19 protein-coding genes and 7 pseudogenes are annotated in these 25,318 nt (G+C 59.7%); 16 read left to right on the forward strand and 10 right to left on the reverse strand.

The features are described from left to right. Positions 1–505: 505 nt before the first annotated feature. Positions 506–1,635 (reverse strand): IS3-like element ISRj2 family transposase gene (locus JEY66_RS44365; protein ID WP_166353121.1). Its coding sequence is split into 2 segments (ribosomal slippage): positions 506–1,383 and positions 1,383–1,635, totalling 1,131 coding nucleotides; the frame shifts between segments, so codons are not numbered across the junction. A 218-nt stretch (positions 1,636–1,853) separates the two neighbouring features. Here JEY66_RS44365 and JEY66_RS44370 point away from each other — a divergent pair. Continuing rightward, complete coding sequence (locus JEY66_RS44370; RefSeq protein ID WP_018273680.1) at positions 1,854–2,630, forward strand: acetoacetate decarboxylase family protein; 777 nt, start codon at positions 1,854–1,856, stop codon at positions 2,628–2,630. A gap of 302 nt (positions 2,631–2,932) precedes the next feature. Next, positions 2,933–3,699: pseudogene (locus JEY66_RS44375) on the forward strand (IS6 family transposase). Positions 3,700–3,818: 119 nt separating this feature from the next. Here JEY66_RS44375 and JEY66_RS44380 read toward each other — a convergent pair. After that, positions 3,819–4,412, reverse strand: a complete 594-nt coding sequence (locus JEY66_RS44380; RefSeq protein ID WP_018273727.1) for an HdeD family acid-resistance protein — start codon at positions 4,410–4,412, stop codon at positions 3,819–3,821. An 814-nt stretch (positions 4,413–5,226) separates the two neighbouring features. On the opposite strand from JEY66_RS44380, the gene JEY66_RS44385 reads away from it, so the two are divergent. Further along, complete coding sequence (locus JEY66_RS44385) at positions 5,227–6,342, forward strand: integrase catalytic domain-containing protein (RefSeq protein WP_209911816.1); 1,116 nt, start codon at positions 5,227–5,229, stop codon at positions 6,340–6,342. A gap of 153 nt (positions 6,343–6,495) precedes the next feature. Here JEY66_RS44385 and JEY66_RS44390 read toward each other — a convergent pair. Further along, a pseudogene (locus JEY66_RS44390) lies at positions 6,496–6,747 on the reverse strand (PLP-dependent transferase); the annotation flags it as partial. Positions 6,748–6,885: 138 nt separating this feature from the next. On the opposite strand from JEY66_RS44390, the gene tnpA reads away from it, so the two are divergent. From tnpA to JEY66_RS44415, 5 genes and pseudogenes are all read left to right on the forward strand, one after another. Further along, on the forward strand, positions 6,886–7,359 hold the full coding sequence (tnpA, locus tag JEY66_RS44395; RefSeq protein ID WP_198390669.1) for an IS66-like element accessory protein TnpA: 474 nt from the start codon (positions 6,886–6,888) through the stop codon (positions 7,357–7,359). After that, positions 7,340–7,691, forward strand: a pseudogene (gene tnpB, locus JEY66_RS44400) (IS66 family insertion sequence element accessory protein TnpB). The gene tnpA and the pseudogene tnpB overlap by 20 nt, the downstream one beginning before the upstream one ends. A 52-nt stretch (positions 7,692–7,743) precedes the next feature. Continuing rightward, positions 7,744–8,719 (forward strand): annotated as a pseudogene (tnpC, locus tag JEY66_RS44405) (IS66 family transposase); the annotation flags it as partial. A gap of 60 nt (positions 8,720–8,779) precedes the next feature. Continuing rightward, positions 8,780–9,940 (forward strand): IS110 family RNA-guided transposase, encoded by a 1,161-nt coding sequence (locus JEY66_RS44410; RefSeq protein ID WP_018273699.1) that lies wholly within the window; start codon positions 8,780–8,782, stop codon positions 9,938–9,940. Positions 9,941–10,425: 485 nt separating this feature from the next. Further along, a pseudogene (locus JEY66_RS44415) lies at positions 10,426–11,034 on the forward strand (IS66 family transposase); the annotation flags it as partial. 126 nt (positions 11,035–11,160) lie between these two features. Here the strand turns inward: JEY66_RS44415 and JEY66_RS45670 are convergent. The 3 genes and pseudogenes from JEY66_RS45670 to JEY66_RS44430 all read right to left on the reverse strand — a co-directional run. After that, positions 11,161–11,405, reverse strand: a pseudogene (locus tag JEY66_RS45670) (IS5/IS1182 family transposase); the annotation flags it as partial. Positions 11,406–11,530: 125 nt separating this feature from the next. Beyond that, the gene (locus JEY66_RS45255; protein WP_018273703.1) at positions 11,531–12,067 is read right to left on the reverse strand and encodes a peptidoglycan-binding domain-containing protein; all 537 of its coding nucleotides are present in this window, start codon (positions 12,065–12,067) and stop codon (positions 11,531–11,533) included. Between the two features lie 101 nt (positions 12,068–12,168). Next, the gene (locus JEY66_RS44430) at positions 12,169–12,459 is read right to left on the reverse strand and encodes a LexA family protein (protein ID WP_018273704.1); all 291 of its coding nucleotides are present in this window, start codon (positions 12,457–12,459) and stop codon (positions 12,169–12,171) included. A gap of 39 nt (positions 12,460–12,498) precedes the next feature. Between JEY66_RS44430 and JEY66_RS44435 the strand changes: the two genes are divergently transcribed. From JEY66_RS44435 to JEY66_RS45675, 6 genes and pseudogenes are all read left to right on the forward strand, one after another. After that, positions 12,499–13,680, forward strand: a complete 1,182-nt coding sequence (locus JEY66_RS44435) for an IS630 family transposase (protein ID WP_051110224.1) — start codon at positions 12,499–12,501, stop codon at positions 13,678–13,680. 178 nt (positions 13,681–13,858) lie between these two features. Beyond that, positions 13,859–14,726: pseudogene (locus tag JEY66_RS44440) on the forward strand (transposase). Between the two features lie 709 nt (positions 14,727–15,435). Further along, positions 15,436–16,779, forward strand: coding sequence for an IS1380-like element ISBdi2 family transposase (locus JEY66_RS44445; protein ID WP_018272321.1), 1,344 nt, complete (start codon positions 15,436–15,438; stop codon positions 16,777–16,779). Between the two features lie 430 nt (positions 16,780–17,209). Further along, positions 17,210–17,566, forward strand: coding sequence for a helix-turn-helix transcriptional regulator (locus JEY66_RS44450; RefSeq protein ID WP_080650487.1), 357 nt, complete (start codon positions 17,210–17,212; stop codon positions 17,564–17,566). Then, positions 17,563–18,069, forward strand: a complete 507-nt coding sequence (locus JEY66_RS44455) for a hypothetical protein (protein ID WP_018273942.1) — start codon at positions 17,563–17,565, stop codon at positions 18,067–18,069. Before JEY66_RS44450 ends, JEY66_RS44455 begins: the two co-directional genes overlap by 4 nt. Before the next feature lie 695 nt (positions 18,070–18,764). Next, positions 18,765–19,292, forward strand: a complete 528-nt coding sequence (locus JEY66_RS45675; protein ID WP_157183506.1) for a lipase family protein — start codon at positions 18,765–18,767, stop codon at positions 19,290–19,292. Between the two features lie 35 nt (positions 19,293–19,327). On the opposite strand, the gene JEY66_RS44460 is transcribed toward JEY66_RS45675, so the two are convergent. Further along, a protein-coding gene (locus JEY66_RS44460) for an IS3-like element ISRj2 family transposase (RefSeq protein ID WP_129557670.1) occupies positions 19,328–20,457 on the reverse strand; the annotation gives its coding sequence in 2 pieces (ribosomal slippage) (positions 19,328–20,205 and positions 20,205–20,457; 1,131 coding nt in all). Between the two features lie 457 nt (positions 20,458–20,914). Between JEY66_RS44460 and JEY66_RS44465 the strand changes: the two genes are divergently transcribed. Then, complete coding sequence (locus JEY66_RS44465) at positions 20,915–21,175, forward strand: hypothetical protein (RefSeq protein WP_141382153.1); 261 nt, start codon at positions 20,915–20,917, stop codon at positions 21,173–21,175. A 29-nt stretch (positions 21,176–21,204) separates the two neighbouring features. Here JEY66_RS44465 and JEY66_RS44470 read toward each other — a convergent pair whose 3' ends face one another. Beyond that, the gene (locus JEY66_RS44470) at positions 21,205–22,473 is read right to left on the reverse strand and encodes an IS256 family transposase (RefSeq protein WP_018273947.1); all 1,269 of its coding nucleotides are present in this window, start codon (positions 22,471–22,473) and stop codon (positions 21,205–21,207) included. A gap of 319 nt (positions 22,474–22,792) precedes the next feature. On the opposite strand from JEY66_RS44470, the gene JEY66_RS44475 reads away from it, so the two are divergent. Further along, positions 22,793–23,014: a Mom family adenine methylcarbamoylation protein gene (locus JEY66_RS44475; protein WP_018273948.1), complete on the forward strand. Its 222-nt coding sequence runs from the start codon at positions 22,793–22,795 to the stop codon at positions 23,012–23,014. Between the two features lie 210 nt (positions 23,015–23,224). Here JEY66_RS44475 and JEY66_RS44480 read toward each other — a convergent pair whose 3' ends face one another. Continuing rightward, positions 23,225–24,307, reverse strand: coding sequence for an Acg family FMN-binding oxidoreductase (locus JEY66_RS44480; RefSeq protein ID WP_018273949.1), 1,083 nt, complete (start codon positions 24,305–24,307; stop codon positions 23,225–23,227). A 616-nt stretch (positions 24,308–24,923) separates the two neighbouring features. Then, positions 24,924–25,172 carry a hypothetical protein gene (locus tag JEY66_RS44485; protein WP_018273951.1) on the reverse strand — a complete coding sequence of 83 codons (249 nt, stop codon included), beginning with the start codon at positions 25,170–25,172 and terminating at the stop codon, positions 24,924–24,926. Positions 25,173–25,318 lie beyond the last annotated feature (146 nt).

The raw sequence follows: 25,318 nt of genomic DNA on the forward strand, positions 1-25,318 counted from the left end.
CAACAGAACAAGAGTCGAAAGTTGTCGGGTCACTCGTACCCAATTTGACGTCAGCCGGTGAGCCGTATAACCGCACGAGGTGCCTGGCATCGACGTTGCATAACGACTGATAGACAAATAGGAATCACCCACTCGCCTTGACGTCATCATCGGTGAGCACGCTCCGCCGGAATGGATGGACAATCAGGCGCATTCGGCAGCACAGGACAGCTGCCGGCTTCTAGAATGGAAAAGGTCAAGCGTGTTGGATGTTTTCGGATCGTTTAATCCGGCGGATTGAGGTGCAAGGCGCAGAAACGGCACTGCGGCCTCGCGTAGCGAAGATCGCTATCACCGGATCGATGTGCCGTACGGACTACAGAGCTGGCCCCGGTTGTTGGGACAGCGCCCCGCTGGATTTAAGTGGATTCCTGCCGGGTTATGCTGAACGCGGGGCTTTACGGTTTTGTCGTTGCGTCGGGAGGGCGTAGCCCGACCAGAGCGACGACAAAACCGTCGGCGACGGTCATGCGGCCATCACCATAGCTTGCGTGCCGAAGTAAGCCTCGTCGGGCGTGCGCCCGTCAAGGCTCGAGTGAGGGCGTCCCTGATTGTAGAAGGCCAGATACTTGGCAATTGACGCTCGCGCCTCGGACACGCTGTCGTAGGCGCGGAGATAAACTTCTTCGTATTTGACCGTGCGCCAGAGCCGCTCGACAAACACGTTGTCGCGCCAGGCGCCCTTGCCGTCCATGCTGATGGCGATCTTCGCGTCCAGCAGCACATCGGTGAACTCGAGGCTGGTGAACTGGCTGCCCTGATCCGTGTTGAAAATCTCGGGCCTGCCGTGCTTCGCCAACGCCTCCCGGACCGCTTCGACGCAGAAGGCCGCCTCCATTGTGATCGAGACGCGATGGGCCAGGACCCGTCGGCTGAACACATCGACGACCGCCGCGAGATAGACGAAGCCACGCCGCATCGGAATGTAGGTGATGTCCATTGCCCACGCATGGTCGGGCCGCTCGATCTTCAATCCGCGCAACAGGTACGGGTAGATCTTGTGACCCGGAGCCGGCTTGCTCGTGTTCGGGCGACGATAGACCGCCTCGATCCCCATGCGCTTCATCAGCGTCGCGATGTGGCGGCGACCGGCGTATACGCCCTCCCGCCGCAGCAACGATCGCAGCATACGCGCTCCCGCGAAGGGATAATCGAGATGCAGCTCATCGAGCCGACGCATCAAGGCAAGGTCCTCGGCCGAAACTGGCCGAGGTTCATAGTAGACCGTGCTGCGAGCCAGCTTCAGGACCTTCGCCTGGCGCACGATAGAAAGATCATGATCGCGGTCGATCATCGCTTTGCGCTCAGCAGGCCCGCCTTGGTGAGCGCGCCGGACAAAAAATCGTTTTCCAACGCCAGCTCGCCGATCTTGGCATGTAACGCCTTCAAATCGACCGGCGTCTCGGCCGATGTCTTGTCATGCCCAAACACGCCGGCGGCGCCTTCCAGGAGCTGGTTTTTCCAGATCGTGATCTGGTTCGGATGAACATCAAACAGTTGCGCCAGCTCCGCCAGTGTCTTGTCGCCTTTGACCGCAGCCAAAGCAACCTTCGCCTTGAATGCCGGAGAATGCGTCCGGCGGCTCTTCTTCGTCATCTTCGCTCCTGATTCGCAGCAAGAATCCTCGCCGCTGTCAGGCAGAAAATCCACTCAAGCTACTGTCCGAATTTGCGGGGCCAGCTCTCTACCGAACCCACATCGCTGCCAGCGCAGTACAGTCGCTTCAGGGGCGCTTCAACAACCGGAGAGGCGAGGTGAGATGAATAGCTCAATCTCCAACCGCGCGAAATTGTTCTGAGATCGAGGAGGATGCGATGCCCGACGTCAAAGGCATTCCGCTTGATGCGCCGCTTTACCATGGGGGCAAAAATCGTGGCGGTGCGTTTCTCGGCTGCCAAGCCATAAACCTTATGTTCAGCGTGGGGCACGAGGCGAATTGTTTATTGCCGAAGGAACTAGCACCTGCAGCAAACCCTGCAATCGCCATTGTGGGGGTCGCGAGCTATCGCTCAAGCACTGTCGGGCCATACTTGGAGTGCTATTCAGGAATTCAAGTTCGTGATCCCGACGGCGAGACTGGCTACTACATCCCTTACATTTACGTGACGGTAAATGATGCAGCTCTCGCCTCGGGACGAGAGGTTCTTGGTGCTCCAAAAAAGCTGGCGCACATTAGACTGATCAGAGAAGGCGGTCTAATTCAGGGTACGCTCGAGCGTCCGAAAGGCAAGCGCCTGCTGACCCTTACCGCTCAACCAGACGAGCGCATGAGCTCGGATTCGCGGCAGATGTATTCTGCGCGGACGAATTTCTACTCGGTTCGGCAGCTGCCGCCCATCATTGAGTCCGGGAAGGGAGAGGTCACGCAACTCGTCAAATGGTGTACGGACCGAACGTTGCGACGCGACGAGCGTGGCGAAGAAGTTCTATTTACTGGACCAACCTCCCTAACTTACGACTCCCCCTCGATTATCGATCCCGTGCACAACTTGACAGTTGGCCAAGCCCTGCTCGGCACATACGAGGAGTATGACGCAAGGCTCGAGGCCATTGATATCCTTTCGGAGGAATCAAACCCGGTAAACAGATGATCGACGAGCTTGAAGAATTCATCCAATCCTAAATTGCTGCCAGGGCTGTCGGTTTGCCGGCTCACGGGCGGTTATTGCAATGTGAGCTAAAGTCCTTGACTCACTGCATGACATCGCAAAGCAGGGACGACGCCTCGCCTGCCGCGTGTGCCATATGTAACAGGCATGCTCGCACCAGGCGCCTGCATGATGAGTGGCCCATCCGGGGGGTGGTGGTCGTATCGGCCATGATGGCTGGAGAATAGTCACAGCGGTACCGTCAAGTTAACGAATTGGAGCGGCGGAGGGGGTAGACGAGCGGCATGCGGACTGCCAAGGACCCTCTTTATCGCCGCCATCGCTTCCCGCCGGAAGTGATCAGCTATGCCGTTTGGTTGTATTTCCGGTTTCCCTTAAGCTTGCGCATGGTCGAGGAAATGCTGGCGGCGCGTGGCATTGGCGTGACCTATGAAACCGTGCGCCAGTGGGGACGGAAATTCGGCAAGCCGTTCTCCGATCGGATCCGCCAGCGTGCACCCGCTCGCGGTGACAAATGGCATCTGGACGAAGTCGTTATCTCGATCGCGGGCGAACAACATTGGCTCTGGCGCGCTGTCGACCAGCCAGAATGGCTTCGTTCTCGACGTCTTGATCCAGCGCCGAAGAGACTCGCGCGCTGCCCAGCGGCTCATGAAGAAGCTCTTGAAATCCGCCGGCACGCCGCCGCGCGTGATGATCACGGACAAGCTCCGTTCGTACGGCGCTGCGAGGGCGAAGATGGGCTTTCACGTCGAACATCGCCAGCACAAAGCTCTCAACAATCGGGCCGAGAATTCTCATCAGCCGACGCGGCGACGCGAGCGGATCATGAAGCGTTTCAAATCGTCCGATCAGGCTCAACGGTTTCTGTCAGTTCACGATCAGGTCGCGAACCTTTTCCACATCCCCTATCCCGGAGCCGTCACTGCCGACTTCCGTCGCGCTTCGCGCGAGCGAGCCTTCGCGACTTGGCGCGACATCTCCACGACAAGCGCTATCGCCGAATCTCGAACCTTTGAGAATGGCCTCCTTCGGCTCGGCGGTCGATTAAGTTGAAGATGCCTTGTGCGATGATGTTTCGCAAATGCAGTCTCAGCGGCTGAGGCTGCACGCTCCAAGCTGTTATTTTTCTGCATGTCTTTCTCCTTCGAAACCAAGGGCGCCCGGCAATTACGTCGACGATCGTGCCTTCACGATGGGACTGCGGCGTAGGCCGAAGCTGACTCCAATCCAGCTCGCGCCCGCCACGATTAGATCGACGCCGAGAAACAGGCCCAGAATATAAACACTGTTTATCGGCCAACGCGCTAAGATCAACGATCCAATCAGCAGAGTAATGACACCGGCTATCGCCAGCCAGGACCGGGGCGTTGCGCGTTTCATGCTGAACGCCAGGATCAGGCGCATGATACCGGCGGCGACCAGCGATGCGCCGAGCGCCAGCGTAAGCAGCACAGCGGCGAGCGTAGGATTATCAAATGTCAGAAGCCCCGCGACGATGTAGAGCGCACCCAAAAGAGCGCATAGCAAGAGCCTGCCCCAGGTCTTAACCTGGAAAGCATTGATCATTTCGGCAACGCCGGCGACGATCATCATCACGCCAACTAGCACCACACTCGCCACCGTCGCGAGCGCAACGCTACCAAGCGCCACGAAGCCAGTGATCAGATAAACTACGCCGAGGGCGAAAACCCAGCCCCACTTCGGCAGCGAAGCGGTGCCCGGACCAGCTCGAAGCCGCACGATATCAGACAAACTTGTCATTGAGGTCTCCGGTGCCAAAGCTGCGCCGCAGCATGGCGCGCCTAGCCATCGCTTTGTTGCGATTAGGGTTGAGCTTGCGGGTCGTTGCGAGCAGCCGACTCAGTGTGCCCATCAGGGAGGACCACATTACTAAGCCCGGGGAGGCGGTGTCGTAGGCCGAGCAATTGGCGTGCCACGCTTTGCGAGCCGCGCGTCGAGAGCGAAACTAGTTTCTTCGTGACCCGATCCTGAAATCGCGGCCGTTTGTGGCAGCTTGCCGCCAAACGTCTTAAGTCCGACGCGCATAAACGCGACAACATGAACATCTTGCGCGTGGCGGCGATTGGCCTAACTGCATTCTCGAGGGGGTGGTATGCGCCCCACATGACGGAGTTGGACATCCCAGAAAACCGCCGAGTTCTGGCTCGATGCCTTTCGATGGCCTTGACCAATTCACCAGACCGTCGGCGGCAATCGCAGGTGCCGCCGAGCTAGTCTAGAAAAGGATACCTGCAACATCTCTCTGCACAGCAAGCATGACGAGTAGACCAACGACCAGAAATGGTCCGAACGGGTTCGACGTTCGTGCGGTGACGCCTTGCCCGACAACATGGCGGCAGAGTACTGTGGATCGGCGCGGCTTTTTGACCCCCGACCGGGGCCCAACATTGACCCCGCCTAAAATGCGGTAAGCGCCCGGATGCATTTCGAATTGGAGCAGTGAGCCGAGGTCAATGTTGGGAGCCGAAAGGGCGCATTGCCTCACCCAGAATGTTACTGGACAACTTCTCGCCGATGATTGGGTCGGTGCCATCGAATTGGTTCGGTGGCGTCTATGGCGGGAAAGATCAGCATGGGCGCGCGGCGCGAGGTGGTGTCGGTGGTAACGGAGCGTTACCGATCGGCCAAACGAGCGGAGAAGGGACGGATCCTCGACGAGCTGTGCGCGACGACTGGCTGGCATCGCAAGCATGCGGTGCGCGCGCTCAGGCGACGCGAGGCGGTTGGACCGGGCGAGGTCGAGGCAACAAGAAAGCGAAGACGCAGATATGGCGCGACGATCAAGGACGCGCTGACTGCGCTGTGGGAGGCGTCAGATCGGGTGTGCGGCAAGCGGCTCAAGGTGATGATCCCGACCTTGCTGCCTGCCCTTGAGCGACATGGCCGATTGCAGCTTGGCCAGTCGGACCGTGACCGTGTTCTGGCTATCAGCGCCGCCACCATCGATCGCCTGCTCGTCGATGTGAAGATCGCGGCGAGCGGCGGCAGGCGGCGCCGTGCCGGGTTCCATTCGGCAATCCGGCGCGAGGTCCCGATCCGCACCTTCAATGACTGGAACAGCCCGCCGCCGGGCTTCTGCGAGGTCGACATGGTCGCCCATGGCGGCACGTCGGTGGCTGGCTCGTTCATCCAGACCCTGACGATGGTCGATATCGCCACGGGCTGGACGGAGTGCCTGCCGTTGCTGACGCGGGATGGCTCGCTGGTTGCCGAGGCGATCAACCGCGCACAGAGCCTGTTCCCCTGGCTCTTGCGCGGCGTGGACTTCGACAACGACAGCGCCTTCATGAACGATGTCGTCGTGCCATGGTGCCGCCAACAGAAGCTCGAGGTGACGCGCTCGCGTGCCTATAAGAAGAACGATCAGGCGTTCGTCGAGCAGAAGAATGGTGCCGTCGTCCGCCGCCTCATGGGCTATGGCCGCTTCGATGGCGTCGAGACGGCGCGTATGATGGGCCGCCTTTATGCTGCGGCACGGCTCTACGTCAACTTCTTCCAGCCGTCGTTCAAGCTGAAGGAGAAGCGTCGCGAAGGGGCAATATTCGGAGCCGCGTCACAAAGCAGGAGCACCGTGATCGCGGTCCGGCACGGGATCGGGCGGCAATTGCGAGTTGGTTTCGTTCGTTGGCCCACCGGTCGCGCCGTCTCCGAATGGCTCGAAATCGAGTGAGATTGACGGCCTGCCGGCGATTCCCTGCTGAACGCATCCAGCAAGGGCTATTACGTCTGCGTCGTGCGGCAGCTCTCGGGCGCGCAGAGCAACGAGGCCGCCGCGGCGATCATGGCAGCGTGCCGCGCGTCCAATCCGCTTTGATCCCCTCGCTCAAGCCGCGTTCAGCGCCTGCGCGAGGTCCGCGATCAGATCCGACGGGTTCTCGATCCCGATCGACAGCCGGATGGTGGAATCGAGCACGCCGATCTTTTGGCGAATGTCGGCGGGAACGCCGGAATGGGTCATGGTCGCGGGCAGGCTCGCAAGCGACTCGGTGCCGCCGAGGCTCACCGCCAGCTTGAGAATTTGCAGCGCATTGAGAAATTTCACCGCCGCCTCCTTGCCGCCGACAATGTCGAATGCGTGTTTCGGCAATTACCGGACACGGATTCCGGTAATTCGCGGACAGCAATTTCAGTGTAAGCGCGAATTTCCCCGCACCTTTTGCGGTTGAGTGCTGTGATGCATGAGGTGTCCACCAAATTAGGTGGACACCTTGTGATGGCAGACGATGATCAGAAACTGCGGGTCAGGCTTGTTGGCCGGAATGGGCGCCGGCGATACGACCCCGCATCGAAGGACCGTCTTGTCGCGGCCTGCCTTGAACGTGGGGTTTCGGTATCGAGGCTTGGGCTCGAACATGGGGTCAATGCGAACCTTCTTCGGAAGTGGATCAAGAAGTGGACGGCGACCAGGTCGCTGCCGCCGTCTTCACCACCGGCGTTCATCCCGGTTCAGCTTGAGAGGACTGCCGATCGGGCCCTGTCGCGGCAGAGCAGCGTGGCGACGGTGGATTTGCCGGCTACTTGCGATGAAGTGCGTGATTCGGAATCCAAAAGGACTGCAGTTTTTTGCTCTCCGGCCAAAGTGAGCGCGTCCCTGCCGAACGGCGTGAAGCTCGGGCTGGAATGCGGCGATGTAGATGCATTGACGGCGATCATCGGAGCACTGAGCCATGTTCAGGCTGGGCGGTGACCTGCAGGTCTATCTGCACCGTGAGCCGATCGACTTCCGGGCTGGCATCAACAGCCTTGCGGTCCTAGTCCAGGAGACGATGGCGCTCGATCCATTCACTCCGGCGGTTTTTGCGTTCTGCAATCGCAGTTGCGACCGGATGAAGTTGCTGTTCTTCGACCGGTCCGGCTGTGCTGGTCCTGAAGCGGCTGACCGAGGACAAGTTCCGATGGCCGCGCCGCCAGGAGGCGGTCGTCACGCTGACGACCGAGCAATTGCACTGGATCCTTGACGGCATCGATATCGATGCGATGGTCCGCCATCCGGTGCGGCAATATCAGGTTGCCGGCTGAGCTCTCGAGTTGAGCGGTTGACGCGTCGGTACGGTTCAGATTCAAGAATCCGATGAATCGAACCGGCGATCCGAGTGTTGAAGTGCTGTTGGCGCGCATTGCTGCGCTGCAGGCGGAGAACCATCAACTCGCCGACCGCGTCGTCAAACTCGAGGAAGAACTGGCGCTGGCACGCCTGCATCGTTTTGCGCCACGCAGCGAAAAGCACGTCGATCGTCTCTTCAATGAAGCCGAGCAGGCCGCCGATGAGGATGACGCCGGCAGTGAAACGAACAATATCGCCGAACTTCCCGACACAGGTTTGCCACCCGTCGAAAGCACGACAGGAAAAAAGCGCGGCCGCAGACCGCTGCCGACGAACCTGCCGCGTGAGCGCGTCGAGTATGACCTGCCCGACGATCAGAAGGCGTGTCCTTGCTGCCGTGGCCAGATGCATCGCATGGGCGAGGCTGTCACCGAGCAACTTCATATCGAGGTGAAGGCGAAGGTTTTACAGAATGTGCGCTTCAAATATGCGTGCCGCCATTGCGATCGCACCGGGATCAACGCACCTTTCGTGACGGCGCCGATGCCGACGCAGCCCTTGCCGGGCAGCGTTGCCACGGCCTCAACGCTGGCGTTCGCGCTGGTTCATAAATATGTCGATGGCACGCCGCTCTACCGCCTGGCGCAGGCATTCGAACGCGCCGGTGTTGCTGTCAGCCGCGGCGCTCTGGGCCACTGGGTGATCGGCTCAAGCGAGAAGCATCTCTCCCGCATCTATGACGCCCTGAAGCTGCGGCTCAGATCGCAGCCCCTCATCCATGGCGACGAGACGACGGTTCAGGTCCTCAAGGAAAAGGACAGAGAGGCCACCAGCACATCGTATATGTGGGCCTATCGCAGCGGCGAGGACAGCGACCAGCCGATCGTGCTTCTCGATTATCAGCCAGGCCGCGGCCAAATCCACCCGCAGGCCTTTCTCGGCGATTACCGTGGCATCGTGATGAGTGAACGGCTATACCGCCTGGCGCACGCTGGAAGATGCTATGGGGCGGTGGCGAGGATATTGCATCTATCGTTGCTAATGTGAACCGATGGAGCGCCCCATGCAAAAGTTGAACGATCTGAGCCGATCGCCGAGCCCACTCGATCCGGACGGCACGCTGATCGCCGTTATCGAACTGAGCCTGTCGAGCTGGCTCGTCGCCGGCATTGTGCCTGGTGTCGAGCGCCAGCCATTGAAGAAGCTCGCGGTCGATGAGAGCGCATTGCTGAAATTGCTGCATCGATGGCGAGATGAAGCGGCGAAGGCTGGGCATGACATCAAACGCATCGCTGTCGCTTTCGAGGCCGGCCGTGACGGCTTCTGGCTGGCGCGCTGGCTCAGCGCACATGATATTGAGGTCCACGTCATTCACGCATCGAGCGTCGCGGTATCGCGCGAGCACCGGCGCGCCAAGACCGATCGGCTCGACACCAGCTTGCTCAAACGCTCTTTTCTCGGCTGGCTGCGCGGCGAGCGTGATCACTGCAAGATGGTGGCGATCCCGACAATCAAGGACGAAGACGCCAAGCGGCCCAACCGCGAGCACGAGAGCCTCGTTGGAGAGCGGAGTCGGATCGTCAACCGAATGAAAGCAGCGTTAATTCGGCTCGGCATCCGCGGCTTCAATCCCAAGCTAAAGAAGGCAGCCGGACGCCTTGAAGATTTGCGCACTCCTGAGGGAGAGCCAATACTGCCCAACATGTTGGCTGAGCTGCGTCGCGACATGGAGCGCCGCCAGCTGATCAATGATCAGATCCGCCAAATCGAGGATGCTCGCCTGGAACGCATCGAGCAAGCGCCCGGTGATGGACCAAACGCCATGGTGCTCCTACTGGCGCGGGTGATCGGGGTTGGCATCGAGACGGCCGCCATGCTGGTGCAGGAGGTGCTGGCGCGAAACATGCGCGATCGACGGGCCGTCGCACGTTATGCCGGCCTCACGGGTTCGCCCGACGAGAGTGGCATAAAACGGCGAGAGAAAGGGCTCGCCCGTTCCGGCAACGCTCGGGTTCGACGCGGCATGATCCAATTGGCGTGGCGATTTCTCATGTTCCAGAAGGACAGCACCTTGGCGCAGTGGTTTCGAGGCCGCACTGAGAGCGCCCGCGGCACTCGCAAGACCATGATCGTGGCCTTGGCGCGCAAGCTTCTGATCGCCCTGTGGCGGCTGGTGCGCGAGGGCGTGGTACCGGACGGCGTCGTTCTGCGCCCGGCGCAATGAACGGAGGTCACTGAAGGCACCCGACAGTTTCGGCCCAGTCCGTCCGCTTGTGACGGGCCGCCGATGACGGTTCGAGGTGGCGGGGTCCCGAGTTGCCCCATGGCTGTCATGCCGAGAGGAAGAATGGGTCCGCCGCCTCGGAGCTTCGCTGCCGATGCGCATGACTGCATCATGGTTCGGGTCCCTGGACCCACCGGATACAAGGTTGTGGCGCGACTGATCCGCGCCCGAAAGCGGGCTCCCCTCTGATCGTCATCCCGACCGCACCCACCGTGCCGGCGTGCTCGAAGCTGTCAAGGTATGGCCTCGCAAGAGCGAAGCATCTCGAAAGGTTGGTCCGCCGGCCAACCTTGACAGCCCCTGCGCGCGACGGCCTGGCGCTGCCGCGGCTCGGGACGAAGAAACGGGCTTTCAGATCGAACAAAGAAACTGACGAAGGACAAGACATGCGTTGCACTGCCGAACTTCTTGACAAAAGAAGCCCCATACAAGGGGCAACCCACATTGGATGCATGGCCCACTCCAGGCGACGCTTTGTCGATGCCCTCAAGGCGAGGAAGAAAGGCGGCGGTCCGCCCGAGCAGGCGCTGCGGTTCTTCGAACAGCTTTACCGGGTTGAAAGGCAGGCGCGGGACGAAAAACCAGACAGAGGCGAAACGTCAGATCAATGCATTCGCCGCTTCCGCCAGCAACACAGCATTCCCGTCCTGAACGCCCTCAAGGAATGGCTCGATCAAATCGCCTCGAAGGTCTTGCCGGACAGCAAGCTTGGCGACGCCATATCCTACACCCGAAACCAATGGGAATATCTGACGCGCTACGCCGAGGACGGCAGGATGCCGATCGACAACAATCTTCTGGAGTGTGATATCAGAATCTTTGCCACTGGCAGAAAGAGCTGGCTGTTCAGCGACACCGTCGAGGGCGCCAGGGCCAGCGCCGTCGTCTACAGCCTGATGCTGAGCTGCCGCGCCTCACGCGTCGAGCCGTTAGCCTGGTTGCGCCACGTCCTCACCGAATTGCCTCAGCGCGCGGGCGCCGCCGATATCACCGACCTGCTGCCCTTCAACTTCCCCAAAACCGCCACTGCCTGAACAGGCCAGACGTCGCCCCAATACGAAGACCATCCGTCTGCGGATTCCGACGAAGTCGCCCGGGTGTACCGATACGAAGTCGCCGTCAAAAGCGCAGGCGTCAACGTGCGGGGAAAATCGCGCTTACTCTTCGAGAGTCGCCAGATACTCCTTCACGGCGCGACTGAACCTCCTCGGATCGCGATCCCTATGCCAGTCCCGCCCCGTGATCGAGCGCTGCTTGTTGGCGTCAGCCGCAATCAAGCTCGCAACGACCGCAAAGCCTTCGCCGCAACCAGGCCAGCCGCAATCCACGCTTCGACGATCCGCTCGAGCATGTGACGGAAAACATTTCTCTCGCGGAAGCGCTCGTTGCGGGCGCGCGAGAACGAGGGCGAGGCCCGAGGACCTTCCCTCATCCCCAAGGGGAGTTTTGATCCTAAAGTTGTTTCGCGCACATCGGTCGTTGTGACGCTGAGCTCCCTTTGCGTCGTGTCGAAGTGTGAAACATGCTTGATTAGCTCCAGAGAGCGGCCCACGTCTTGGGGCCGACAATTCCATCAGCCTTCAACGGGTTACCATTAAAATCAACGTGGGATGCCTGGAATGCTCTCACCGCGGTCTCAGTGTGCGGGCCAAAATCGCCGTCTATGGCCCCAGGATCAAGTTGAGGATCCGCGTAGTGCTTGAGGATCTCCTGGAGAAGCCTCACACCGCCGCCCTTCGAACCCCTCTTGACCGTCTCTGGTGTTAGCCTGAACCAAGTCGCCGGCCCCACGATGCCGTCAACTTTTAGGGGAAACGAGAACGCCCAGGAATGCCCTGGAGATCGATCGGTTTGATATCTTATGACCGCGTTTTGGGTTACAGGTCCGAAGACGCCGTCATCCGTTCCGGGGGGAAGATAACGTCGCTCAATCAACGCCTTTTGCGCGTTCTTTACTGCTTCACCTTTCGACCCCAGTTTGATGATAGGTTCGGCCATAGCCATCATTCCCTTGGTTGTCTGGTGTAATTTGGCATCATTGCCACCGGCGCGCGTATAGATGCGCATTCACTATCGTATGCCCACCTGGGAGGCTGATCACCTCCTAAAACTGGTGGGGTTTCTGCCCTGCGGAAAAGAGCCCGCATACGCGGATCAGCGCATCCGGCCTAGTAGCTCGTCACAGTGATTTTGACGGTTTGATACCGAGCCAGCTTAGGATCGGCAAGTTTTCTGGGTACGAGGATTTCGATGCTTCTGGCGGCGCCGGCTTGACGGCGAATGAGGCCGTTACGTTCGAGCGTGACGATCATCTGATGGACTGAGGGCGGGCTGACGCCGAAGTGGCGCTGCATGTCGGTTTCGGCGGGGGGCCGTCCGAACATGTGCGAGTAGGTATAGATGAAAGCCAGATAGTGGCCCTGCTTCTCGGTGAAGCGCGCGCCTGATTTTTGACTCATGGATCGATTCGTCCGGAGCCTCCGACAGGGAGGCGAACGATGAATGTACGGTACCGGGTCGAATTGAGCCAAGCCGAGCGAGAGGAACTAACGGCGATGCTGCGCGGCGGCAAGCATGCCGCTCGCAAACTCAAGCGGGCCCAGATTTTGCTGGCGGCCGATATCGGCAGCCGCGACGAGGAGATTGCCCGGACCGTCAGAGTAAGCACCTCCACCATCTATCGGACCAAGCGCCGCTTCGTGGAGGGCAATCTCGATCGGGCCTTGAGTGAGGAGCTGCGTCCCGGTGCAGAGCGCAAGCTGACCGGCAAGGAAGAAGCCCTGCTGGTGGCGACTGCATGTGCCAAGCCGCCTGCCGGCCGGAGGCGCTGGACGCTGGCGCTGCTGGCCGACGCGATGGTCAAGCTCACCGATCATGACAGCTTGTCGGGCGAGACTGTGCGCCGCCGGCTGGCCGATAATGATCTCAAGCCGTGGCGCAGGGACATGTGGTGCATTCCCCATGTCGATGGCGAATACGTCGCCCGCATGGAAGATGTGCTCGATCTCTACGCTGAAGCGCCCGATCCCGAGCGACCGCTGGTCTGCTTCGACGAAACCCCCGTCCAGCTCATCGGCGAGGTGCGCCAGCCGATCCCGTCCGAGCCGGGAAAGCGCGAGCGCTACGATTACGAGTACCGTCGCAACGGCACCGTCAATCTCTTCGTCGCCCTCGACCCGCATCGGGCCTGGCGCAAGGTCAAAGTCACCGAACGGCGCACCGCCGTGGACTATGCTCACTGCATGCGCGAACTCGTCGATGTCCATTACCCCAAGGCCGCCTGCATCCGTGTTGTTCAGGACAACCTGTCGATCCATGCCCCCGGCGCCCTCTACCAGGCCTTTGCCCCTACCGAGGTCCGCCGCATCCTGCGCCGCCTCGAGTTCCACTACACCCCGAAACACGCCAGTTGGCTCAACATGGTCGAGATCGAGATCGGCGTCCTTCAAGGGCAGTGTCTCGGCCGCCGGATCGACGATCCAAAATGCCTTAAAAATGAGATCGCAGCATGGGAGCGGCAGCGAAACAAAGCTCGCGCCCGGATCAACTGGATGTTCACAACAAACAAAGCACGCGCCAAACTTGGCCGCGCCTATCCAGGCACCCCCAAAGAGTCAAAATCACTGGGACGAGCTACTAGCTTCACCAGGCCCCCATTTATTGATGATGCCGCGGCATAGTTTGATGTCGTTCGTGAAGAATGCAGATCGGCCTGAGAGATAGGCAGAAGTTGTCTCGATAAAGTATTCGATTTTGCAGGAAAGCCGGGTGTCGGGCCGCGCATTCTTGCGTTTTGGGATTTTGCTTTCGCGCGATTCGTGATTCCCTGACCGCGGGTCATCGGCATTGGGAACGGCGATGAGCAAACCGCGGGACGATCGCCAGAAGGACCTGTTGCTTCCGGCGCTTGATCAAATCCTCGACATGGGCCACCCGCTGGTGCGGTTGGCGGCGCTGATCGACTGGAAGTTTCTGGATGACCGCTTTGGTTCGGTGTGCCAGGCCGGTCCGGGGCAGCCAGGCCTGCCGACGCGGCTTGTCGCCGGCCTGTTCATCCTGAAGCACATGCACAATCTGTCAGATGAGGCGCTGTGCGCCCGGTGGATTGAGAATCCCTACTACCAATACTTCTGTGGCGAGTTGAGCTTCTGCCACCGTTTGCCGTTCGATCGATCGTCGATGACACGCTGGCGCCAGCGGCTCAGGTCGAGTGCATCGGCAAAGGCAAAGCCCGCGCGCCTTACGAGTTCGGCTGCAAGATCAGTATCGCCACCCCCGTGACGTCTCCGAAGGGCGGACAGTTCGTGCTCCATGCCAAAGCGCTGCACGGCAATCCCTTCGACGGCCACACGCTCGGCCCCGTGATCGCCGACATGGAGAAGCTGACCGGCGTGGGGCTCGTCGCATCCACGTCGACAAAGGGTACCGCGGTCACAACCACCCGCATCGGTTCAGGGTCTGGATCTCTGGTCAGGTTCGTCGCGTCACGGCTTCCATCCGTCGCGAGATGAAGCGTCGCGCGGCTGTCGAGCCCGTCATCGGCCACATCAAGGCCGAGCACCGCATGGATCGAAACTATCTCAAGGGACGCCTCGGCGACCGCATCAACGCCGTCCTCGCCGCTGCCGGCTACAACTTCGGCCTGCTCCTACGATGGCTCGCAGAGCTTTTGCGCGTCATCATCCGGGCGTTGGCTGAAACCGTCCTGCCACAAAAGATCGCTTAAATCAGCGCTCGTCCGCGTTCTTCACGGCGGACTTTGATGGAAGCAGTAGTATGTCTCATTCACTCGTTCGTTGAGTCGGTCTTTCTTGGCCCGCGTCGGAACCTCCGAACGAGCAGCTCACTGGGTGTACGTCGTTCCTATGACCGAGAGGGGAAAAGTCGAGATGTTGTGCCGGAGATATGGAGTGAATATTGTCACCGATCCGCCGCCGGCAGAGCGTAAAGGGGACGTGGGGACTTCCGAGAAGTTCTAGCCCGTCTTATTCGCGAGAGGGCGCCTGAGAGGCTGGCGAGCGTGGTGTAAAGCGCTGATGCGGCGTAGGATTCGGTTGTGAAGCCAACCCCATCACCTCAACCGCGAACGCCACGCCCGCCATGACCGATGATACGATTTCAGACCACTATCGAGAAGCAAGAATTCAACACAAATAAAACCTCTGCCTCGCGCTCGATCTCTTCATGCTTGATAGTCTCGTTTCGGAGGCTGATCACCTACCGCGTCTAATAGGCCGCTCGCGCCGGTTTCTTTGGACGCGGCACGACCGCGACTCCACGTTTCGGCACAGAAATGATCGGGAGTCACTCAATCTTTCTTCAACTTAACCCGTCTTATTCGTAAGAGTGCGTCTGAGGGGTAAAGCGCTGATGCGGCGTAGGATTCGGTTGCGAAGCCAACCCCATCACCTCCAACCGCGAACGCCACGCCCGCCATGACCGACGATACGATTCCGCCCTTCTCGTTTCCAGCCGTTCACGCCAAGAAAGTCACAGCTGCCTTCGATGGTGGGCGCCTAACCTCGAACGGGGGCGTGATGCTTCTGGCGATGGCCGAGCGGCGTCTCGGTTTGGCCAACAATCTGGCCCGGGTGTTCCCGGATCGGCGCGATCCGACGCGGGTCGTGCACAGCCTTGTCGATATGTTCCGCGCGCGCATGTTCGCGATCTGCTGCGGCTACGAGGACGCCGACGACCTCGATCATCTGCGGTCCGATCCCGCATTCAAGCTGGCCTGCGGACGGCTGCCGGACACGGGCCGCGATCTGTGTTCCCAACCGACGCTGTCGCGGCTGGAGAATGCTCCGCGCCTGCGCGACGTGATCCGACTGACCTACATTTTGGTCGACGCATGGATGGATAGCTACCCGCGCGAGCCGGCATCCGTCACGCTCGACATCGATGATACCTGCGATGTCGTCCACGGCCATCAGCAGCTCTCGCTGTTCAACGCTCATTATGACGAACGCTGCTTCCTGCCGATCCACGTCTACGACACGGAGAAGAGCCGGCCCGTGGCCGTCGTGCTGCGGCCCGGCAAGACGCCGGGCGGCGTCGAGGTGCGTGCCCATCTGCGCCGCCTGGTACGGCATATCCGGACGCGATGGCACAACACGCAAATTACGTTCCGTGGCGACGGGCACTATGCCCGGCCGGAGGCAATGGCGTGGTGCGAGACCAACGGCATCGACTACATCTTCGGTCTGTCCGGCACCAAGCCTCTCGCCAGAAAAGTCGACGAGGTCGCCGACGACATCCGCACCCGACGCGCCATCGAGAACCTGCCGGTTCTGCGTGGCTATACCGAGACGCGCCACAAGGCAAAGTCCTGGGATCGCGAACGGCGCACCGTCGCCCGTATTGAGGCGACGATGCTCGGCCTCGACATCCGCTTCGTCGTCACCAGCCTCGATGTCGGCTCGGCCGAGTGGATCTACGACAGCCTGTATTGCGCGCGCGGCCAAGCCGAGAATCTGATCAAGCTGCATAAGACGCAGCTCGCCTCCGACCGCACCAGCTGCCGTTCGGCGCTCGCCAACCAGGTCCGTCTCGTGCTCCATACGGCCGCTTATTGGCTGATGCTGACCGTGCGCGACGCCATTCCCAAAGTCCGGGAATTGGCCGCTGCCGAGTTCGCGACGCTGCGTCTTCGGCTCTTGAAAATCGCCGCCCGTGTCGTCGAGACCACGAGCCGCATTCGCCTTGCGTTTGCCGCGGCATGTCCCGAAGCCGACCTGATCTGCGGCTTGCCCGGCGCGCTGCTGCCGCTCGGTCCTTGACCGGCGGGGCGTCCGCCCCCGTTCGCCCAACCCATCCCTCAAGCGCGTTGCAAAGTACCGGTCGTCAGGCGGCGAAAAGCCGAAGGCAATCCTGTGCGCCTCGTCAGAGCAGATGTGCGGCCACATCAATCGGACTAGAAAAACGCACTCTCACGAATAGGACGGGCTAGAGGCACCTCAATGCTCAACGTATAAGTGACCGAACGGCAATATTCGGCTTGCCGGGTCGGCTTTCCACATCCCCAAGTCCCCATCTCCACAAGATATTCATCTGCGGCCAGGCATCATCGGACCGCACAATAGATACAATGGAAGGCCGCAGTTTGTCATTTGAGTGCCACGTGGGCACCTTTTCACGTCTCGAACGAAACTGTGTTCCGGGCGACCATGGCGTGCGTGCCTGTCATCTTGCTGGCCGGCTGCACGACCTATGCGTCACCGTCATCAATCATACCTTCGTCCGCATCGACGACGCTGGGGGCTTACCCAGCAGGAGCTGGCATTCTTAATCGGCGTAAAGAGCAGGACCGCAGTCTCTCGAATGGAAGGCTCAAAGCGCAGGCCCAGTCTCGATGCCGTGTTCATATGCGAGATGATCTTCAATACGCCCCCATTGGAGCTGTTTCCTGGCCTCATGTCAGAGCTACAGGAGGCTATCCTTCGGCGTGCCAGCGAACTCTATGAAGTGCTTCAGGGCGACCCATCCAAGGCAACGCGCCTGAAGCTTGATTTCCTCGAACGGCTGCTGGAGCGAGTACAAGGGAAGCGCGCTGATGCAACCATATGACGAATGACAACCGGTCCGCACTCGTCCTCTCTGTCTATCTAAACACGCGCGGCTTTGCGTTCATCGTGTTCGAAGGCCGCTTATCACCGTACGACTGGGGAATACGCGAGATGCGCGGACCTCGAAAGGGCAAGGGATGCCTTCTGCGTATCGCCCAAATCATCGATCGTTACGCTCCCGATGCGCTCGTCATTCAAGATACCTCCGAGCAGGGTACGCGACGAGCGCGATGGATCAGCAAGCTCAACGGCTCGATCGCTGGCGTCGCAAAAGATCGCGCCATTCCCGCTTTTGCCTACTCGCGCGATCAGGTGCGACGCGCATTCGAGTGCTACGGGTGCTCGAACAAGCAAGGCCTCGCCGAGGTAATCGCGAAACACATTCCGGCTTTCGAGCAATACGTCCCGCCACCCCGCAAACCGTGGATGAGTGAAGATCGCCGAATGGGCCTGTTCGATGCAGCAGCGCTGGCTTGGATGTTCTTTCAGTCGGTAGGAAGATGATCAATCGCACGGAATCTTAGAAGACGCGGTAAAATAATAGGAGCAGGTTTGCGTGTAGAATGCCGAGGTAAAAAGCTAGAAAGATTGTCCAGCCTAGTAACGACTGGAACTGCGGAAGCCGCAACGTAAGATAGAAGGAGACAACTGTGAACGCTCCCCATTCAAGTACAAACAATACATCGTACGGATGTGCGGCTCCACCAGCTTCGATAATCGAAAGCATCCAAAGTGATGCGAACAGCAACGTGGCAAACACTATACCGGTTGTCGCGAAAAGCATTCTCAATATAGACGCCGGCATTGAGTAGATTGAGGTATTTTCGATCATCTTAGAATATTACCACGCTCAAGCCGCGCCTTTCAGAGGCGCTGTGAGACCAGTGGCAGCACTTGCGGAGACGTCCTCCGAAGCGCACAATCGCCACGGTTTCAATGACCATGTTTCGTCTGAATAGGAATCGGCGCCGCAATTCTTGGGGCCCATCTCATGAGGACGCGTTTTGGGAATATTGGCTCGTTACTAATTGCGGCCCTAGCCTCCATCGCGTGTGCGCCCGCCTACGCAGAGGACGCAGGACCAATTGGCGCCTCGACCGCAGCCGGAATTATGCCTGCCGCGCAGATGGCGCAGGATGTCTGGTATCACAAGGCGACGTTGACGATCCCTGGCTGGAAGCGAGCGGAAGATTGGCAGGTTGAAATCAATAAGAGGGCCCCGGCCGGTTTTTACGCGGCCATTTACAAGGGCCCCGGGCATAACGATTGCGTACCGCTCGTCAGATACGCTTTCTGATTTTACTGGAGCCAATTTTTCAGCGGCGAAGGGGGAGACCCCTTACCAATACGAGTTCGCAAAGCAGTTAGCTATCCTCGTAAAGCAGAAGTTTCCGCACTCGACTATATCCGTAACAGGCCATTCCCTTGGAGGAGGTCTGGCCGCGTATGCTGCTCAACAGGTGCCAGGAATTGCTAATGTCACGACGTTCAATGCGCCGAGACCCCCAATTATCAGTACGGTGACGGCGGGTACAGTTAACCAGATAAACATCATTGCACGCGGTGATTTCGTTGGCGATCCACGGAAAAGCATCTCTGACTTCAATGCGGGTTATAGAGCTGGCCCCGGTTGTTTGGACAGCGCCCCGCTGGATTTAAGTGGATTCCTGCCGGGTTATGCTGAACGCGGGGCTTTACGGTTTTGTCGTTGCGTCGGGAGGGCGTAGCCCGACCAGAGCGACGACAAAACCGTCGGCGACGGTCATGCGGCCATCACCATAGCTTGCGTGCCGAAGTAAGCCTCGTCGGGCGTGCGCCCGTCAAGGCTCGAGTGAGGGCGTCCCTGATTGTAGAAGGCCAGATACTTGGCAATTGACGCTCGCGCCTCGGACACGCTGTCGTAGGCGCGGAGATATACTTCTTCGTATTTGACCGTGCGCCAGAGCCGCTCGACAAACACGTTGTCGCGCCAGGCGCCCTTGCCGTCCATGCTGATGGCGATCTTCGCGTCCAGCAGCACATCGGTGAACTCGAGGCTGGTGAACTGGCTGCCCTGATCCGTGTTGAAAATCTCGGGCCTGCCGTGCTTCGCCAACGCCTCCTGGACCGCTTCGACGCAGAAGGCCGCCTCCATTGTGATCGAGACGCGATGGGCCAGGACCCGTCGGCTGAACACATCGACGACCGCCGCGAGATAGACGAAGCCACGCCGCATCGGAATGTAGGTGATGTCCATTGCCCACGCATGGTCGGGCCGCTCGATCTTCAATCCGCGCAACAGGTACGGGTAGATCTTGTGACCCGGAGCCGGCTTGCTCGTGTTCGGGCGACGATAGACCGCCTCGATCCCCATGCGCTTCATCAGCGTCGCGATGTGGCGGCGACCGGCGTATACGCCCTCCCGCCGCAGCAACGATCGCAGCATACGCGCTCCCGCGAAGGGATAATCGAGATGCAGCTCATCGAGCCGACGCATCAAGGCAAGGTCCTCGGCCGAAACTGGCCGAGGTTCATAGTAGACCGTGCTGCGAGCCAGCTTCAGGACCTTCGCCTGGCGCACGATAGAAAGATCATGATCGCGGTCGATCATCGCTTTGCGCTCAGCAGGCCCGCCTTGGTGAGCGCGCCGGACAAAAAATCGTTTTCCAACGCCAGCTCGCCGATCTTGGCATGTAACGCCTTCAAATCGACCGGCGTCTCGGCCGATGTCTTGTCATGCCCAAACACGCCGGCGGCGCCTTCCAGGAGCTGGTTTTTCCAGATCGTGATCTGGTTCGGATGAACATCAAACAGTTGCGCCAGCTCCGCCAGTGTCTTGTCGCCTTTGACCGCAGCCAAAGCAACCTTCGCCTTGAATGCCGGAGAATGCGTCCGGCGGCTCTTCTTCGTCATCTTCGCTCCTGATTCGCAGCAAGAATCCTCGCCGCTGTCAGGCAGAAAATCCACTCAAGCTACTGTCCGAATTTGCGGGGCCAGCTCTTTATTTGCCGGGCAAGACCTACAGTGTCCAGTCAACAAGCGCGGTACCTCAGAGCCAGCTCTCTGGGCTGCAAGGAAAGTGGGACCCCTACGCTTCAGATACCCACACCCTTTCTGGAATTATCGGTGGCCTTAAGAATGCCGCAGCCAGCAAACCTGGCAGTCCAGCGATCCCGCAAGCAGAACAGCCAGCACGCCAATCCACCGCGGTTGTCCCGCAAACTCCCGCGCCAAGCATTCAGACTATCCAATCGAATAGCCGAGTAGCAGCTCGAACTCAGCCGCACAACGCAATTGTGTCGAACCCGCCGCCAGTTCTGTCCCATCCGCTGCAATTACAGGCTTTCGTCCGACTCCTGGAGGGGTTTCATTGAGCAGGGCTGCGGCTGAACGTATGCCGCTCCAAATTGCGTTGGATGCGTCCGCTCTAGCCGATGGAAAGATTGTGCTTTCAGGCCGCGCTTCAGAATCTCGGATGGACGCAGCGCTATTTTTGACGGCTCTTCGAGCCGCATGTGATGATCGAGACCCCTATTTCAGTCTCGATCCAGATGATGGGATCCTCTGGACCCAGCAAGGTGATCAAGCATCCAACGAATTCTGGGAGAAGATAAAGAAGGATTTCTCGTGAGCTATGCGGGATTTTGGGTGACGAGGCGATCAGGCGGCGTGGTTTGCCGGCACTTGGATGACCTCGATGCCGTCGTTGAATCTGACACCTGCGATCACCTTCGGCAACTGATTTGTGCCTTTGAGCCGCCGCCAGGTTTTTGATGCGGCGACGACCAGCTTGAATACCATCAGCTTGGCGGTGGTCGGCGACAACGAGCCCTTGGTGCGCACCGTCCTGTGCCGCACGGTCGCGAACACGCTTTCGATGGGATCCGTCGTGCGCAAGTAATCCCAATGCTCGGCAGGGAAGTCATAGAAGGCCAGCAGCGCGTCGCGGTCCTTGGCGAGGCATTCGACCGCTCGGCTGTACTTGGCGCGGTATTTCTCGGCGAAGACATCGATCGCCACTTCGGCGGACGCCCGGCTCGGCGCCCAGTAGACCTCGCGCAGATCCTTCTTCATGTCAGCCTGCACCGAGAGTGGGACCTTGTCCAAGACATTCACGGTCTTGTGCACCCAGCACCGCTGGTGCCGCGTGCCGGGAAAGATCTCGTCGAGCGCTTTCCAGAAACCGAGCGCGCCGTCGCCAACGGCAATTTCCGGGGCGATTTGCAGTCCGCGCTGCTTCACGTCGATCAGCAGCTCGCGCCAGCTCTGCGCGCTCTCCCGCACGCCGACCTGGAAACCGATGAGCTCCTTCTTGCCTTCCGGCGTCGCGCCGATCAGCGCCAGCATGCATTCGCCGTGATCTTCCATGCGAGCCTGCAGGAAGACGCCGTCGGCCCACACGTAGACGTACCGCCGCGCCGACAGATCGCGCTTCTGCCAGCGTTCGTACTCGCCCTGCCACTCGGCCGTCAGTCGGGAAATCACCGCCAGCGACAGGTTCGGCGCGTCCTTGCCCAGCAAGGCGGTCAGGGCCTCCTGGAAATCGCCGGTCGAGATGCCGCGCAGGTATAGCACCGGCAACAGCGCATCCAGACTTCTGGTCCGCCGCGCCCACAGCGGCAGGATCGCCGAGCTGAACCGGATCCGCTCGCCTTCGCCGGCCGCTCCGCGGTCGCGAATCTTCGCCCGCGCCACCTCGACCGGACCGATGCCCGTCGCAATCGTTCGTACCGGCCCGTGACCGTGCCGCACCACACGGGCGCGCCCGTCGGTAAGCTTCAAGTCTTTCATCGTGGCAAGAAACGTCTCGACCTCGATCTCCACAGCCTGCGCCAGTAGCTGCCGCGCTCCGGCTCGCAGGATATTGGTCAGTGGATCGTCGATCTCGTCGGGCTGACGAAGCGGGACAATGTTGCTAGTCTCGTTCATGGCGTATCGCTCTCCTTGAGAGGTTCTGGCAGGCTCGACACCCGCCTCGATACGCCGCCTATCTCATTCCGTCATCACCCAGTTTCCCGCATAGCTCTTGTAGCTTTTCTCATTGTTGAATATCGACCAATGGAGCAGGCGTATGCCAAACAGCCAGGAGATCGAGGCGAGGTCGAACAGCCCGGTGCCGCAGGGTTATGTGCTTGGTGCCAGCGAGGGTGAACACCTGATCCATTTTCGGGCCTCTCCGCGACTGGCTGTTGTGGGCTGTGGACTGACCCGAGCCGGAGCCTTGAAATCACGAACTCAGTGACCACCCATGGGACAAGCTAAGGAAATCCGCGTCGCGCCAATCGTAAAAAAGGATGCCGACGCGATGATCATCCGGCTCCATTACAGCCACAAGACGGACAACAATGCTTTCCTCGCGCTTGGCGTGTTCCTCAACGGGCGCCTTGAAGGCGCGATGACGTTCGGCCCGTCGATGGACACGAGCAACATTCAAGGGCTCGAGAGTTTACGGTCAACAGCCGCGACCTAAGCGTAGGAGCGGTGAACGCTGAGCTGGCCCTTTGACTATTTGCGACGCTTGAAGCGACTGTCGGCGCGAAGGAACTTCGCATCGCAAAGGAAACGCTGGGAGTGGATGCGGAAGACGGTGCGCGGAACATTGTCTTCGGTACCGGCAAGGAGAATGGTGCAGCATACCCGGCCTTCTGGGAGATAAATGATACTGTGGCGAATGTTGCGATCACGGCGTGGCGATCACTTTTTGCGGCGGCCGGCGTAGTGACTTTGGCAGATCGGGTCCCGCGCCAAACCGCATGACGATGTCTGGGCGACGCTGCCCGATGCCGAGATATGAGGCAAATTGCGTTCTCAACGCCGCCACCTCGACGGGTTGATTGATGAACGCATACTTGAGACCAAGAGCTGTCACCTGCAGCCCGAAGCGTTGGCATGAACGACCCACCGCGACCCAATGAGCTCTGTCAGCGGCATCGGCGGTCAGGATGACAATGCCGGCCGAGCTTTCGATATGCTCGCGATATTTCTGGTTCTCTCCGCTCTCGGTGAAGAATAACCGAAGAAGCGGCCGCGCGATCCAACCCGGCAATGCGAGGTTGCCGGTGGCGCGCGAGAACAAGCCGTCCATCGCCGTAACCGCATCGGCCTCGCTGAAACGCATCCAACTCACCAGTTCATCCATGAAGGCCTTGTCGCGCATTTGCGCCGAATTGCCCTGAAGCACGTAGTCGATGACGTTCGCGATTCCCGTTTTGTCGGTTATGAAGATTGCCGACACGCCGGGTTCTGCGCAAGCCTTCTCGAGTAGCGCCAGGCCGCCTTCCGGTCGGCCGTCATACTTGGCGCGCGTGCATTGGCGCACAGGTATGGCTTCAAATTGCGTCGACTTGACAACCGGTCCCGGCTCAAGCTCCACGGTAATGGCGTCGCCTTCGACGCGGGGGCTGGCCCTGAGTCCAATGGCGGACGCCGCCAGCACGAGGTTCTCCGTCGCGCATCCCAGGCTGACGAATAGGTGATGATCGTCCGGATCCACCGCCGGGCACCTGCGTGCATAGTCTGGAGTAATGGTGATCCGTGTATCGCTCGCGTTGAAACGCCAAGGCTGCGTGTTGTGGCTGTTGGCGGCAAGGCTGGCAAACCGCACGAGTTCCTGATCTCTCGGTGCGCTCAGCAACGGGGCTCGAATCTCGCGTGCAACATCCTCGTAAGTCATGGATGCTGCCGCCGCAGGCGACGCGCAGTTCGTGGAGCTAGCTTCGAATCCAAGCAGGGCGCGCAGAACGTCTCGACGGTCGAACGGCATGGTTGGCGCCTTTAGAAATCCGAGTGAGTCTAACCAACAGATGCCAGACGGGCCTTGATCGGGATCAATCGAAATGTCCACTGCTGGTCGTAGCTCCGTCGTTGTCGGCGACGTCCCCGTGATTCACCCCGACGCGACGATAGAAATCATCTTCCTGTCTGATATCGAGCATGGCGCTTGGCTATCGTTCCACGTCGACCGATCCCATCATGCGGGGCTGTAGCGCGCGCTAGCTTTGGACGAAACTAAAGGGACCTCACACCATTTACCATCTCAGCAATGGACACATAGAGGCGAGCTTCCGGCACCGTGTGGCCATCAATCTTGTGCGGATGTCGCAGATGAGCCGGCCACGCCGTGTCCGCAGGAATTTGAGCTGGGAGTCGACGCCGACGTTCGAACTTTGGATGGTACATTTGCCAAGTGGGCACAAGAAGTATTCCGCGAACTACAAACCAACGAAGGCCAGCGCATCTTGCAAAATATCAAACGTCTCCAGCAGCACTTTGATCCGGAGGTGGTGGCGAAGGAGAAGGCTTCTCGACCTTGCCGAGTAAAGGCTGCGAAGGAAGCTTATAGAGCGCGCGGAGCCGGTGCGTGGTCTCTGGCAAACGAGCTACCAAGGATAGATCCAAGATAGTACGTCGGAAAACTTCAGCATGGGCCAGCGGTTGTTCATTTTTGCAAACATGTTGTATCCGAGGCCGGTGACCGCGCCGACTGCAAATCCAAAAAGAAGCGACACAAGATATCGCTGACCGAGATGGGCGCTCACTCCACCTGCGGCAAAGGAAGCGGCGCATATTATCAATCCGATGTAATTTTTCTTTTTGCCGCTGTTACGATTGTTCGTCAGCCATTCCATACTTAGAAATTGTACACCAGAGATACTTCATCGCCGACCGTAATTGGGGTACGCGCCAATAATCCTGTCGCGAATGCAGGTAGAAATTGCCAAATTGGCAACTTTGCTGGGGCCCGGAGCGGTTCGATCCCAACGTCGTCGACCGG

It is taken from the genome of Bradyrhizobium elkanii USDA 76 (assembly GCF_023278185.1).
Taxonomy (GTDB): Bacteria; Pseudomonadota; Alphaproteobacteria; order Rhizobiales; family Xanthobacteraceae; genus Bradyrhizobium; species Bradyrhizobium elkanii.